Annotated in this window: 14 protein-coding genes; all 14 read left to right on the forward strand. The window is 62.6% G+C overall.

The window, feature by feature from the left end:
* Nucleotides 1-325, forward strand: a 325-nt coding sequence (gene tsf, locus ACIPHN_RS00005; protein ID WP_400430917.1) for a translation elongation factor Ts, incomplete at its 5' end; no start/stop codon positions are given.
* Between the two features lie 297 nt (nt 326-622).
* Complete coding sequence (gene pyrH / locus ACIPHN_RS00010) at nt 623-1,339, forward strand: UMP kinase (RefSeq protein WP_400430920.1); 717 nt, start codon at nt 623-625, stop codon at nt 1,337-1,339.
* A gap of 115 nt (nt 1,340-1,454) precedes the next feature.
* Nucleotides 1,455-2,015: a ribosome recycling factor gene (gene frr / locus ACIPHN_RS00015; protein WP_400430923.1), complete on the forward strand. Its 561-nt coding sequence runs from the start codon at nt 1,455-1,457 to the stop codon at nt 2,013-2,015.
* 223 nt (nt 2,016-2,238) lie between these two features.
* Entirely contained in the window at nt 2,239-2,997 is a 759-nt protein-coding gene (gene uppS / locus ACIPHN_RS00020; RefSeq protein ID WP_400430926.1) for a polyprenyl diphosphate synthase, read from the forward strand.
* Nucleotides 2,997-3,824, forward strand: coding sequence for a phosphatidate cytidylyltransferase (locus tag ACIPHN_RS00025; protein WP_400430929.1), 828 nt, complete (start codon nt 2,997-2,999; stop codon nt 3,822-3,824). Before uppS ends, ACIPHN_RS00025 begins: the two co-directional genes overlap by 1 nt.
* A gap of 26 nt (nt 3,825-3,850) precedes the next feature.
* Nucleotides 3,851-5,023: a 1-deoxy-D-xylulose-5-phosphate reductoisomerase gene (ispC, locus tag ACIPHN_RS00030; RefSeq protein ID WP_400430932.1), complete on the forward strand. Its 1,173-nt coding sequence runs from the start codon at nt 3,851-3,853 to the stop codon at nt 5,021-5,023.
* Entirely contained in the window at nt 5,020-6,399 is a 1,380-nt protein-coding gene (gene rseP, locus ACIPHN_RS00035) for an RIP metalloprotease RseP (RefSeq protein WP_400430935.1), read from the forward strand. The genes ispC and rseP overlap by 4 nt, the downstream gene beginning before the upstream one ends.
* Before the next feature lie 189 nt (nt 6,400-6,588).
* Complete coding sequence (gene bamA / locus ACIPHN_RS00040; protein WP_400430938.1) at nt 6,589-8,970, forward strand: outer membrane protein assembly factor BamA; 2,382 nt, start codon at nt 6,589-6,591, stop codon at nt 8,968-8,970.
* Nucleotides 8,971-9,015: 45 nt separating this feature from the next.
* Complete coding sequence (locus ACIPHN_RS00045) at nt 9,016-9,525, forward strand: OmpH family outer membrane protein (RefSeq protein ID WP_400430941.1); 510 nt, start codon at nt 9,016-9,018, stop codon at nt 9,523-9,525.
* 134 nt (nt 9,526-9,659) lie between these two features.
* Complete coding sequence (gene lpxD / locus ACIPHN_RS00050; RefSeq protein WP_400430944.1) at nt 9,660-10,748, forward strand: UDP-3-O-(3-hydroxymyristoyl)glucosamine N-acyltransferase; 1,089 nt, start codon at nt 9,660-9,662, stop codon at nt 10,746-10,748.
* Nucleotides 10,741-11,205 (forward strand): 3-hydroxyacyl-ACP dehydratase FabZ, encoded by a 465-nt coding sequence (gene fabZ, locus ACIPHN_RS00055; protein ID WP_198982114.1) that lies wholly within the window; start codon nt 10,741-10,743, stop codon nt 11,203-11,205. Before lpxD ends, fabZ begins: the two co-directional genes overlap by 8 nt.
* A 132-nt stretch (nt 11,206-11,337) precedes the next feature.
* Entirely contained in the window at nt 11,338-12,126 is a 789-nt protein-coding gene (gene lpxA / locus ACIPHN_RS00060) for an acyl-ACP--UDP-N-acetylglucosamine O-acyltransferase (protein ID WP_400430948.1), read from the forward strand.
* A complete protein-coding gene (lpxB, locus tag ACIPHN_RS00065) occupies nt 12,110-13,285 on the forward strand; it encodes a lipid-A-disaccharide synthase (RefSeq protein ID WP_400430951.1) in 1,176 nt (391 codons plus the stop codon). The genes lpxA and lpxB overlap by 17 nt, the downstream gene beginning before the upstream one ends.
* Nucleotides 13,286-13,334: 49 nt before the next feature.
* Entirely contained in the window at nt 13,335-13,967 is a 633-nt protein-coding gene (gene rnhB / locus ACIPHN_RS00070) for a ribonuclease HII (protein ID WP_400430954.1), read from the forward strand.

Raw genomic sequence — 13,967 nt, forward strand, 5'->3', positions numbered from 1 at the left:
CCTGTCGTCCGAGCAAGTGCCGGCCGACCTGATCGAGAAGGAACGCTCGGTCGCCTCCCTGAAGGCTGCTGAATCCGGCAAGCCGGCTGACATCGTCGCCAAGATGGTGGACGGTTCGGTGCAGAAGTACCTGAAGGAAGTCTCCCTGTTCAACCAGGCTTTCGTGAAGAACGACAAGCAAAGCGTCGAACAGATGCTCAAGGCTGCCAACAGCACCGTCAAGTCGTTCGCCATGTACGTGGTGGGCGAGGGCATCGAGAAGAAGCAGGACGACTTCGCCGCCGAAGTGGCAGCGCAAGTGGCTGCAGCGAAACAAGCTCAGTAAGCGTTGTAAGAAAAAACGGGCCGAGAGGCCCGTTTTTTTAAGCTGGTCCCGGAACTTTCGGGGTTGGTCGCATCTACAGTCATGGTCTTGCTTCGCAGAGGCGGATCAAGGCGAGGCGTGCCGGGATGCGGTCGCGGCAGGATGGCACGATCAGCAGCAACAGCAAGGCGCAGCAGTACCCCATTTCAGTGTCCAGGCATCACCCTCGCGACGAAAGCGCGCCGTTTCGTCAGGGCGGGAGCGAGTGCGGACACGCCAACACGTAATTCAATATCGGAAAGAACACGGAGCCCTGCAATGACAACACCTGCTTATAAGCGCGTACTCCTCAAACTCTCCGGCGAAGCACTGATGGGCGATGACGCCTACGGTATCAATCGCGCGACCATCGAACGCATGGTCGCGGATGTAGCAGAAATCAGCAAACTGGGCGTGGAACTGGCCATCGTCATCGGCGGTGGCAACATCTTCCGCGGCGTGGCGCCGGGCGCCCAGGGCATGGATCGTGCGACCGCCGACTACATGGGCATGCTGGCCACCGTCATGAACTCGCTGGCCCTGGCCGACGCCATGCGCCAGGCTGGCCTGACCGCCCGCGTGATGTCGGCCATCGGCATCGAACAGGTGGTGGAACCCTATGTCCGCCCCAAGGCTCTGCAATACCTGGAAGAAGGCAAGATCGTCGTCTTCGCCGCCGGTACCGGCAATCCCTTCTTCACCACCGATACCGCCGCCGCCCTGCGCGGCTCGGAAATCGGCGCCGAGATCGTGCTCAAGGCCACCAAGGTGGACGGCGTCTATACTGCGGATCCCAAGAAGGATCCGGCGGCCACCCGTTATGCCTCGATTTCCTTCGATGAAGCCATCGCCAAGCACCTGCAGGTGATGGACGCCACCGCCTTTGCGCTGTGTCGTGATCAGAAGCTGCCGATCAAGGTGTTTTCCATCGTCAAGCCGGGCGCGCTGAAGAGCGTGGTCATGGGCGCTGACGAAGGTACCCTGGTCCACGTCTGAGGATAATTGCGGCGCAGAAACCGGCCGCTGGCCGGGATTCCCGCGTACAATGCCCCTCTTTCAGGCATTTGCCACCAAGACAAGTCAAGTAATTGCACCAAGTTAGGAGAGCAGCATGAGTGTCGCTGACGTCAAGAAGAACAGTGAACAAAAGATGGTCAAGTCCATCGAGACCCTGAAGGCCAATCTGGCCAAGGTTCGTACCGGCCGTGCCCACACGGGCTTGCTGGACCAGGTCATGGTCGATTACTACGGTTCGCCGACCGGCCTGTCGCAGGTCGCCAACCTGACCCTGATCGATGCCCGCACCATCGGTGTGCAGCCCTACGAGAAGAAGATGGTTGCCGTGATCGAAAAGGCCATCCGTGAAGCCGATCTGGGCCTCAATCCCGCTACCCACGGCGAACTGATCCGCGTGCCGATGCCGCCGCTGACCGAAGAGCGCCGCAAGGAAATGGTCAAGCTGGTCAAGGGCGAAGCCGAAGATGCGAAGATTGCCGTGCGCAACATCCGTCGCGACGGCAACGAAGGCCTCAAGAAGCTGGTCAAGGACAAGGTCGCCTCGGAAGACGACGAGCGTCGCGGCCAGGATGACATCCAGAAGCTGACCGACAAGTTCGTCGCTGAAATCGACAAGCTGGTCGGCGACAAGGAAAAGGAAGTGATGACGGTGTGACCCGTCTGTAGCAATACCAGCAACACTCGCGCGCGGCGGCCATGGCCACCGCGCGGCACAAACAAGGCAACAACAAGAAAACGTGCGGCGAGGGGGCGAGGGCGTGATGTCAGGGAGGGGCTGTTGGCGCGGGCGGTTTGCCAATGTTTGTCAAAGCCGGCCCAGGCAGCTACCATGTGCCGGCCCGGTTCCTCAATGCACTGAAATGCATTAAATTATTTTCATGAAGCATCAAAGCTCAACTCTGGCGGTTCCGGATATTTCCGCGGTTCCGCGTCATGTTGCCATCATCATGGACGGCAACGGTCGTTGGGCGACCAAGCGCTTCCTGCCCCGCGTGGCAGGGCATGCCAAGGGCGTGGATGCCGTGCGCTCCATCGTCGAGGCCTGCGCCGAGCGCGGTATCGAATTCCTGACCCTGTTTGCCTTCAGTTCCGAGAACTGGCGTCGCCCGGCCGATGAGGTCTCGGTGCTGATGCGCCTGTTCATGACGGTGCTGGAGCGCGAAGTGGGCAAGATGGCCAACAATGGCATCCGCCTGAAGATCGTCGGCGACATGAGTCGCTTCGATCCCAAATTGCAAGAGATGGCCGCCAAGGCCGAAGCCCAGACTGCGGCCAACAGCCGCCTGACGCTGACCGTCTGCGCCAACTACGGCGGGCGCTGGGATGTCATGCAGGCCGTCTCGAAGATGGTCAAGGACAAGCCGGGCGCCACCGACTACACCGAAGAGGAACTGGCCCCTTACCTGGCCATGGCCTACGCGCCCGAGCCCGACCTGTTCATCCGCACCGGCGGCGAGCAGCGCATCTCCAATTTCCTGTTGTGGCAGCTGGCATATAGCGAACTGTATTTCACCGAGACCTTCTGGCCCGATTTCGACGGCAAGGCGCTCGATACAGCCATTGCTTCCTACCAACAACGCGAGCGCCGTTTCGGGCGCACCAGTGCTCAGGTGCTGGACCAGAAAAAGGCTTCCTGATGCTCAAGACGCGTGTCATCACGGCGTTGATCCTGCTGGCAATCCTGTTGCCCATCCTGTATTTCGATTACTTCCCGGCCTTTGCCATGGCGGCACTGGTGTTCTTCGCCGCTGGTGCCTGGGAATGCTTCCGTCTCTTCAAGAGCCCGCGTCCGACGCTGTGGGCGGTGCTGTGGACGCTGGTCTTCAGCGTGATCCTGTTCTTCAGCGGCCTGCCCAGTGTGCGCCCCCTGTACGTGCTGTGCGTGCTGCTCTGGGTGGTGCGCTTCGTGCCGGCCCTGGGCCTGGGCCTGCCCAAGCTGGAAGCCTTCAGCAACCGCCTGCTCAATGCCACCTACATGCTGGCCATCCTGGGCTGCTTCGTGGCCATCGTCGACTTGTTCCAGCGTGCTCCGCTGTACCTGCTGTCGGTCATGGCCGTGGTCTGGGTGGCCGATATCGGCGCCTATTTTGCCGGCAAGGGTTTTGGCCGCCACAAGCTGGCGCCGACGATTTCGCCGGGCAAGTCCTGGGAAGGCGCCATCGGCGGCTGGCTGGCAGTGCTGGTGATTTCTGCGGCGGTGGTCATGTCCATCGGCATTGGCGAGACCTTCGAGTTCCGGCTCTACAGCCGTTGGGGCTGGGCCGGTTTCGTGGGCGTCCTCAGCGTGATGGTGGTGGCCAGTGTCGTGGGTGACCTGTTCGAGTCGCAACTCAAGCGTCGCGCCGGCATGAAGGACAGCAGCAACCTGCTGCCAGGCCATGGCGGCGTGCTCGACCGCATCGATGCGCTCATTCCCGTGCTGCCGCTGGCAGCGCTGGTCGATCTGTGGCTGGCGGCTGCCTGAGCCGCCACTTTCCTCCTGGAAATTCCATGCAGTCCATCAGTATCCTCGGTTCCACCGGTTCCATCGGCGTATCCACGCTCGATGTGGTGGCCCGCCATCCCGATCGTTACCGTGTCTACGCCCTGAGCGCCCATTCCCGGGTGGCGGAGCTGGCGCAGCAGTGCGCGCGCTTCCGTCCGCAGGTGGCCGTGGTCGGCTCGGCCGAAGCCGCCGCCGAGTTGCAGGCCTTGCTGCGGGAGGGCGATATCGGCACGGCAGTGGCCTACGGCCCGCAAGCCCTGTGCGACATCGCCGCCGCCGACGGCTGCGACATGGTCATGGCGGCCATCGTCGGCGCCGCCGGCCTGGCCTCGACGCTGGCGGCTGCGCGTGCCGGCAAGAAGATCCTGCTGGCCAACAAGGAAGCACTGGTCATCTCCGGTCAGCTGCTCATGGATACGGTGGCCGCCCATGGCGCCAGCCTGCTGCCCATCGACAGCGAGCACAACGCCATCTTCCAGTGCCTGCCAGCCGCTTATAGCCGGTCGATGGCGGCCCATGGCGTCGAAAAGATTCTCCTGACCGCTTCCGGCGGTCCCTTCCTGACCCGCGACGTCAGCACCCTGGACCGCGTCACGGTCGAGGAGGCGGTGGCACATCCCAAGTGGGTCATGGGACGCAAGATCTCGGTGGATTCGGCCACCATGATGAACAAGGGACTGGAAGTGATCGAGGCGCATTGGCTCTTCGGTGCGCCGGCCGACAAGATCGAGGTGGTGATCCATCCGCAGAGCGTGATCCACTCCATGGTTTCCTATGCCGACGGCTCGGTGCTGGCGCAGCTGGGCAACCCCGACATGCGCACGCCCATCGCCAATGCACTGGCCTATCCCGAGCGCATCGCCTCGGGCGTGGCGCCACTGGACCTGGCGCAGATCGCCCAGTTGTCCTTCAGCCAGCCGGACTACCAGCGCTTTCCCTGCCTGAAACTGGCGTATGATGCCTTGCGTGCCGGTGGCACGCTGGCGGCCATCCTCAACGCCGCCAATGAAGTCGCCGTGCAAGCCTTCCTGGACCGCCGGATCGGGTTTGGAAGGATCGCTCCCCTGATTGACCAGGTCATGTCTGCCATCCCCAACCGCCAAGCCGACGATATCGACGCGCTGCTGGAGCAGGACAGGCAAGCCCGGGCCTGCGCCGAGACCCTGATTTCACCATGACGCTGCTGCATACCCTTCTCGCATTCTTCGTTGCACTCGGCACCCTGGTCGTGGTGCACGAGCTGGGCCACTACCTGGTGGCGCGTTGGTGCGGGGTCAAGGTATTGCGCTTTTCGGTGGGCATGGGCCGGGTGATCTGGTCGCGCCGCTTCGGTCGCGACCAGACCGAGTGGGCCCTGTCGATCTTGCCGCTGGGCGGCTATGTGAAGATGCTGGATGCGCGCGAACAGCCCGTGGAGGATATCCCGGCCGCCGATCTTGCACGCGAATTCACCCGCCAGTCGGTGTGGCGCCGCATCGCCATCGTGGCGGCCGGCCCGATCGCCAATTTCCTGCTGGCCATTCTGCTGTTTGCCGGACTGTACATGCACGGTGTGCCTGAGCCGGTGCCTCTGCTGCGCGCCGGCGCAGAGCAGAGCGCCGCCTATCAGGCCGGCCTGCGTGCGGGTGACCGCGTCACTGCGGTCAATGGTGCGCCGGTGCAGGTGTGGTCAGAGCTGCGCTGGAAGCTGATGCAGCTGGTCCTGGAAAAGGCCGATGCGCGCCTGGACGTGGAGCGCCCCAATCCCAATGGCAGCGGCAAGCTGCTCAATACCGTGACGCTGCGCCTGGCCGGCATCGACGGCAATGACCTGGAAGGCGATTTCCTGGGCAAGCTGGGTCTGGCGCTGGCGCGTCCGCCCGCCGTGCTGGGTCGTATCATGGAGGGGCCTGCCAAGGCGGCCGGCCTGCAGACCGGGGACCGCATCCTGGCCATCGATGGTCAGCCGGTGCAGGATGGCCTGGCCTTTGTGGAAAAGGTCCGTGAATCGGCCGGTCGTGCGCTGACGCTGCAGGTTGCGCGTGGTGCGACTGGCTTCGATGTGCGCGTCACCCCGGAAGTGGTGGATGAAGGGCAGGGCGAGGGCGCCAAGCGTATCGGTCGCATCAAGGTCGAAGTGCCGCTGGCACCGGAGATGGCCACCGTCAGCGACGCGCCGCTGGAGGCCTTGGCCAAGGGTGCGCAGCGTACCTGGGATACCAGCGCGATGACCATCAAGATGATCGGCCGCATGATCATCGGCCAGGTCTCCCTGAAGAACATCACCGGCCCCATCACCATCGCCGACTATGCCGGACAGACCGCCCGGGTAGGCCTGGTCAGCTATCTGAGCTTCATGGCCTTCATCAGTATCAGCCTTGGTGTGATGAATCTATTGCCTATCCCGGTGTTAGATGGCGGTCATTTGTTGTATTATGCGCTGGAGATTTTGACAGGGCGGCCCGTTTCCGAGCGGTTTGGGGAAATCGCGCAGCGCGCCGGCCTGGGAATACTGATGGCGCTGATGCTCGTTGCGGCTTTCAACGATATCGTGCGACTGATGTTCCAAGGATGAATCCGGCCTGATGCCGTCGCCGTCGATGAAAATCGGCGGTACGGCGAGAAAGACCGGATTTTTTACATTTGCCGGCCAACCCCGATGGCAGTTGTTAAGCAATTGGCAATGGATCGCGGATCCGTTTTCAATTCCTTACCATCCTCTTGTCAGGCAGTGCTGCGGCGAAAAACTGTTGATGAACGATAGATGAAATTACACCCTGCGCAACATCCCATCCCGACATTCTCCCGTCGCCTGATCGCCGCAGCCGCCTTTGCCCTGTGCTCCAGCCAGGCCATGGCGGTCACGCCCTTCGTGGTCAAGGATATCCGCGTCGAAGGCATCCAGCGTACCGAAGCCGGTACGGTCTTCAGCTACCTGCCGGTGCGCGTGGGCGATACCTTCAACGATGAAAAGGGCACCGCCGCCATCAAGGCCCTGTATGCCACCGGTTTCTTCCGCGATGTGCGCATCGAGACCGAAGGCGACGTGCTGGTGGTGCAGGTGGTCGAGCGTCCGGCCATTGCCAGCGTCGACTTCTCCGGCATCAAGGAATTCGACAAGGAACAGCTGGGCAAGGCGCTGAAGGAAATCGGCGTGGCCGAATCGCGCATCTTCGACCGTTCCCAGGTCGATCGTGCCGAGCAGGAATTGAAGCGCCAGTACCTCTCGCGCGGCCTGTATGGCGCCAAGGTGTCCACCACGGTGACGCCGGTCGAGCGCAACCGTGTGGCCATTACCTTCTCCGTGGATGAAGGTGACGTCTCGCGCATCAAGCAGATCAACTTCGTGGGCAACAAGGTGTTCTCCGACAGCACCCTGCGTGACCAGATCAAGCTGACCACGCCGGGCTGGTTCACCTGGTACACCAAGGCCGACCAGTATTCCAAGGAAAAGCTGCAGGGCGACATCGAGACCCTGCGCTCCTACTATCTGGATCGCGGCTATCTGGAAATGCAGGTCGAATCGACCCAGGTGTCGATCACGCCCGACAAGAAGGACATCTACATCACCGTCAACATCAAGGAAGGCGAGAAGTACACCGTCTCCGACATCAAGCTGGAAGGCGAGATGTTTGGCATGGAGCCGGAACTGGCCAAGCTGGTGCAGTTGAAGAAGGGTGATGTCTATTCCGGTTCCAAGCTCACCGACAGCACCAAGAAGATCGGCGAGCGCCTGGGCAACTTCGGTTACGCCTTCGCCAACGTGAACGCCAACCCGAACGTGGACCGCGAGAAGAAGGAAGTCGCCTTCACCATCATGGTCGACCCGGGCAAGCGCGTCTATGTGCGTCATGTGAACATCGCCGGCAATACCAAGACCCGCGATGAAGTCATCCGTCGCGAATTCCGCCAGTTCGAGGATTCCTGGTACGACGGCGAGAAGATCAAGCTCTCGCGCGACCGCGTGGACCGCCTGGGCTACTTCAAGGAAGTCACCATCGATACGCCGGAAGTGGCCGGCAGCAGCGACCAGGTCGACGTGAACATGAAGGTCGAGGAAAAGCCGACCGGCAACATCATGATCGGTGCCGGCTTCTCGCAATCCGACAAGCTCAGCCTGACCGGCTCGATCTCGCAGGAAAACGCCTTCGGCAGCGGCAACACCGTGAGCCTGGACGTCAACACCAGCTCGCGCTATCGCACCATCTCGCTGTCGACCACCAATCCGTACTTCACGGATGACGGCATCAGCCGTACCTACGAAATCTACCTGCGTACCCTGCGTCCGTCGGTCTATGCCACCGGTGACTACAAGGTCAAGACGCTGGGCGGCAGCATCAAGTTCGGCGTGCCGTTCTCGGAACTGGATCGCGTCTTCTTCGGCGTCGGTATCGAAAACACCAACGTCACCACCGACTCCACCAGCCCTTCGCTGTATCGTCAGTATGTGCGTGACTTCGGTGGCGCCGGCGCGGCAGGTTGCGATGTGACCGATACCACTTCCGGTACGAATTGCGGTGTGGGCAGCGCCCGTACCACCAGCTTCCCGCTGACGGTGGCCTGGCAGCGCGACGGTCGCGACAGCGCCCTGGTGCCGACGATGGGCCGCTACCAGCGCGCCAACCTGGAAGTCTCGGCCGTCGGTACGCTGCAGTACTACCGCGCCAGCTACCAGCACCAGTACTTCCAGCCCTTCTTCAGCAAGGCCGTGACCCTGGCCCTGAACGGCGAGCTGGACTACGGTCGTGGCATCGGCAGCAAGCCTTACCCGGTGTTCAAGAACTACTACGCCGGTGGTATCGGTACCGTGCGTGGCTATGAAGCGTCCTCGCTGGGTAGCCTGAAGGACCAGTATGGCGATTCCATGGGTGGCGCCTCTCGTTTCTATGCCAACGCGGAGTTACAATTCCCGTTCCCGGGTTCGGGCCAGGATCGTACGCTGCGCTGGTTCACCTTCTTCGACGGCGGCAACGTCTTCGCCGATGGCCAGAACATCAAGTTCAACGACCTGCGCTATTCCACCGGTGTGGGTATCAGCTGGGTGTCGCCGATCGGTCCTCTGAAGCTCAGCTTCGGCAAGCCGTTGAACCTCAAGGACGGCGACAAGTCTCAATCCTTCCAGTTCCAACTGGGTACCGGCTTCTAAAGCGGGCATCATTGATTAGTAATACGGAGAGTAATCTTGAAGTTCATGACCAAATCGTTCCTGTCCCTGCAGACCGTCGTGATGGCTGCCTGCCTGATGAGCTTTGCCCCTGCCCACGCGCAGGAAAGCTCCAAAATCGCATTCGTCAGCACCGAGCGCATCTTCCGCGAAGCGGCGCCGGCCAAGGCTGCGCAATCGAAGCTGGAAGCCGAGTTCGCCAAGCGCGATCGCGACCTGCAGGACATGGCTGCACGCCTGAAGGCCCAGTCCGAAAAGCTGGACAAGGATTCGGCCGTGCTGTCCGACTCCGACCGTGCCAAGCGCCAGCGCGACCTGTCCGATCTGGACAAGGAATTCCAGCGCAAGCAGCGTGAATTCCGCGAAGACCTGAACCAGCGCCGCAACGAGGAACTGGCTGTGGTTCTGGAGCGCACCAACAAGGTGATCCGCCAGATCGCCGAAGCTGAAAAGTACGACATCGTCTTCCAGGAGGCCGTGTACGCCAGCAAGCGCATCGACATTACCGACAAGGTCCTGAAGGAACTGGCGAAGTAATCCCTTCCTGACCGTGCGGGCGCGGGGCGCAAGCCCTTGGCGCCCGCATGTCGCTTCAGGGGCCGCCACATCGCCCGGACGGGTGGTGAGCGGCCCCGGTATCCTACGCAACGCATATCATTCGGAAAGCCAAGATGAGTATTCGGCTGGAGCAATTGGTCGAGCGCTTGGGCGGGCAGTTGAAGGGTGATGCGAACATCGCAGTCCAGGGCATCGCGCCGCTGGATGCCGCAGGTTCCACCCAGATCACCTTCCTCTCCAATCCCAAATTCCGCGCGCAAGCCGACCAGACACAGGCAGCAGCGCTGATCCTGTCCGAGGCGGATGATGCCCAGGTGCAGGCCTATGGCGGCGCCCGTATCGTCACGCGCAATCCCTACGCCTATTTCGCCCGCGCCGCGCAACTGTTCCAGGCCATGGCCGAGGTGGTGCCGGCCGCCGGCATCCACGCCAGCGCCGTGGTCGATCCATCGGCCAGCGTGGCGGCAGATGCCGTCATCGGCCCGCAGGTGGTGATCGAAGCCGGTGCCGTCATTGGTGCCCGGGCCCGTATCGATGCCGGCAGTTTCATCGGCCGCAATGCCCGCGTGGGCGAGGATACCCGTTTCCACGCCCGCGTGACCCTGCATCACGCCTGCGAGATCGGCGCGCGCGGTATCGTCCACTCCGGTGCGGTGATTGGCGCGGATGGCTTCGGATTCGCCAACGAGGCAGGGCAGTGGATCAAGATCCCGCAAGTTGGACGCGTGATGATCGGTGATGACGTGGAGATCGGTGCCAATACCACCATTGACCGTGGTGCGCTGGCCGACACCGTGATCGAGGAGGGCGTCAAGCTCGACAACCAGATCCAGATCGCCCACAACTGCCACATCGGCGCGCATACTGCGATCGCAGCCTGCGCCGGCATTGCCGGCAGCGCCAGGATCGGCAAGTATTGCTCCATCGGTGGCGCGGCCATGATCCATGGCCACATCACCATCGTGGACAAGGTGCACGTCTCGGCCGGCACGCTGGCCTTGCGTTCCATCCTGGAACCCGGGCAGTACACCGGCTTCTATCCGATCACGGAACACCGCGATTGGGAAAAATCCGCTGCATTGGTGCGCAATCTGGGCACGATGCGTGAGAAAATCCGGGCGTTGGAAAAAACGCTCAAAACGTTGACACAAGAACAAGCGGGCCAAGCACCGCATTCAGAGAATCAAGAAGAGAATGAATAGCCTCGACATCAATCAAATCAAACAGTACCTGCCGCACCGTTACCCGCTGCTGCTGGTGGACCGCGTGCTGGACTGGGAGAGCGGCAAGACCATCACCGCGATCAAGAACGTGACCGTCAATGAAGAATTCTTCAACGGCCACTTCCCGCACAAGCCGGTCATGCCCGGCGTGCTGATGATCGAGGCGCTGGCCCAGACGGCCGCACTGCTGTCCTTCCTGACCGAAGGCCGCAAGCCCGACGAGAACACCGTGGTCTACTTCGTGGGGATCGACAACGCCCGCTTCAAGCGTCCGGTGGAACCGGGCGACCAGCTGAAGATGGAAGTCGAGATCACCCGCCGTGCGCGCGGCATCTGGAAGTATCGTGCGGTCGCGACCGTGGATGGCCAGGTGGCGGTGGAAGCCGACCTGATGTGCACCATGCGCAGCGCGGCCGACGCCAGCCAGAGCGCCTGATCCCCGGATCCGGCGACCCACAGGCTGCAAGGCAGGCCCGGCAGGCGATCGGCAAGATCGGGCCGGGCCTGATTCTTTGAATGATTGCCTTGTTGCAATTGATTCAAGTGAACCTCAATCGAAGCACAGGATATGTCCAAGATCCATCCAAGCGCAGTGATTGCCCCCGGCGCGCAGATCGACGAGAGCGTCGAGGTCGGCGCCTATGCCGTCATCGGCCCTGACGTGCGCATCGCGGCCGGCACCCGCATCGGCCCCCATGTGGTCATCGAAGGCCACACCACGATCGGGCGCGACAACGAGATTTTCCAGTTCGCCTCCATCGGTGCGGCGCCGCAGGACAAGAAATACGCCGGCGAGCCCACCACCGTGGAAATCGGTGACCGCAACACCATCCGCGAATTCGTCACATTCAACCGTGGCACCGTCCAGGATGCCGGCGCCACCCGCATCGGCAACGACAACTGGATCATGGCCTACGTCCACCTGGCCCATGATTGCCAGCTGGGCAACGACATCATCCTGGCCAACAATGCCACGCTGGCCGGCCACGTCCATCTGGGGGACCATGTGTTCCTGGGCGGTTTCACCACCGTGCACCAGTTCTGCCGTATCGGCGCCCATGCGATGACGGCCTTTACCGCTGCTGTCAGCCAGGACGTGCCGCCCTTCGTGACCGCCGCCGGCAACCGTGCGGTGCCGGCCGGCATCAATAGCGAAGGCTTGCGTCGTCGTGGTTTCACCAGCGAGCAGATCATGGAGATCAAGCGCGCCTACAAGCTGATCTACCGTGCCAACCTGCCGCTGGAAGAAGCCAAGCAGGAGCTGCAGCAGATGGAAGCACAATCGGCGCATTCGGCCGAGCATATCCGCCTGCTGCGCGAATTCATCGAGGCTTCGGCCCGTGGCATCATCCGCTGACCTGACGCGCCGCCAGAGCATCGCACTGGTGGCGGGGGAGAGTTCGGGCGACCTGCTGGGCAGCCGTCTCCTGTCGGGACTGCGCGAGCGCTTGCCGCAGGCACGCCTGCATGGCATCGGCGGCGAGCACATGGCCGGGCAGGGCTTCACCAGTCACTGGCCGATGGACAAGCTGACCGTGCGCGGCCTGTTCGAGGTGATTCCGCGCTATCGCGAGATCAAGGGGATCCAGGAAGACCTGCGTGACAGGCTCCTGGCTGACCGACCGGACGTCTTCGTCGGTGTCGACTACCCGGGCTTCAACCTGGGCCTGGAAGAGCAGCTCAAGCAGGCCGGCATCCCGACCATCCATTTCATCGGCCCGCAGATCTGGGCCTGGCGTGGCTGGCGCATCAAGAAGATCCAGCGCGCCGTGTCGCATATGCTGGTGATCTTCCCCTTCGAGGAAAACATCTACCGCCAGGCCGGCGTGCCGGTCACCTATGTCGGCCATCCGCTGGCCGAGGTGATCCCGCTGCAACCCGATACGCCCGCAGCGCGGCAGCGCCTGGGCCTGGGTGGAGCGGGGCGGGTGGTGGCCATCCTGCCGGGCAGCCGCATGAGCGAGCTCAAGCAGAATGGCGAAGGCTTCCTGGCCGCCGCGCGCTTGCTGCGCCAGCGTGATCCGCAGCTGCAATTCGTGGCGCCCATGGCGGGTGACCGCCAGATGGCCTTCTTCCAGGAACAGATCCGCGCGGGTCGCTACGAAGACCTGGCGTTGAATGTCATCCGTGGCCAGTCGCATAGCGCCATGGAAGCGGCCGATGCCGTGCTGGTGGCGTCCGGTACGGCCTCGCTGGAAGTGGCCCTGTACAAGAAGCCCATGGTGATCTCCTACAAGATCAACTGGGCCTCGTACCAGATCATGCGCCACATGGCTTACCAGCCCTGGGTGGGCTTGCCCAATATCCTGGCGCGTGAATTCCTGGTCCCGGAACTGCTGCAGCACGCCGCCACGCCACAGGCGCTGGCCGATGCCATGTGGCATCAGCTGGAAGACCATGCGCACCAGCAGCGCCTGGTGCGGCGCTTTGCCGACATGCACCAGTCCCTGCTGCGCGATACCAGTCGCGAAAGCGCCAATGCCGTATGTGAAGTCATCGGTGCGCGCCGCCGCTAGGCGGCTGTGCGCAGCGATGTTGGTTTGAAGATTGAAGAAGGAAATTCCCATGCCCAAGGCGGCGCCCCAGACATTGGCCCTGTTCGACGACTATTCCGGCGAGATCATCTGCGGAGTCGATGAGGCCGGCCGCGGCCCGTTGGCCGGCCCCGTGTTCGCGGCGGCGGTGATCCTGGATCCGGCGCGTCCGGTCAGCGGACTGCGCGACTCCAAGAAGCTCTCCGAAGCCGCCCGCGACAGCCTGGCGCTGGAGATCAAGGAAAACGCGCTGGCCTGGGCCATCGCCTCCTGCAACGAGCAGGAAATCGACGAGCTCAATATCCTGCATGCCAGCATGCTGGCCATGCGACGTGCCGTCGAGGCACTTTCCACCCTGCCTACGCTGGCCCTGATCGATGGCAACCGCTGCCCGGTCATGAGCATCCGCTCGGAAGCCATCGTCAAGGGCGACGACAAGGTGCCGGCCATCTCGGCCGCCTCCATCCTGGCCAAGACCGCGCGCGACGCGGCGCTGATGGTCTTGCACGAGACCTATCCGCAATACGGCTTCGACCGTCACAAGGGTTATCCGACCGCTTTGCACCTGGACATGCTGCGCCAGTATGGCGTCTCGCCGGTGCATCGCCGTTCGTATGCACCGGTCAAGGCGCTGCTGTCGGCGTCGGCCGGTGGGCGAGGCTGA

The sequence above is a fragment of the Herbaspirillum sp. NPDC087042 genome (genome assembly GCF_044745245.1).
In the GTDB taxonomy this organism is placed as follows: Bacteria; Pseudomonadota; Gammaproteobacteria; order Burkholderiales; family Burkholderiaceae_D; genus Herbaspirillum.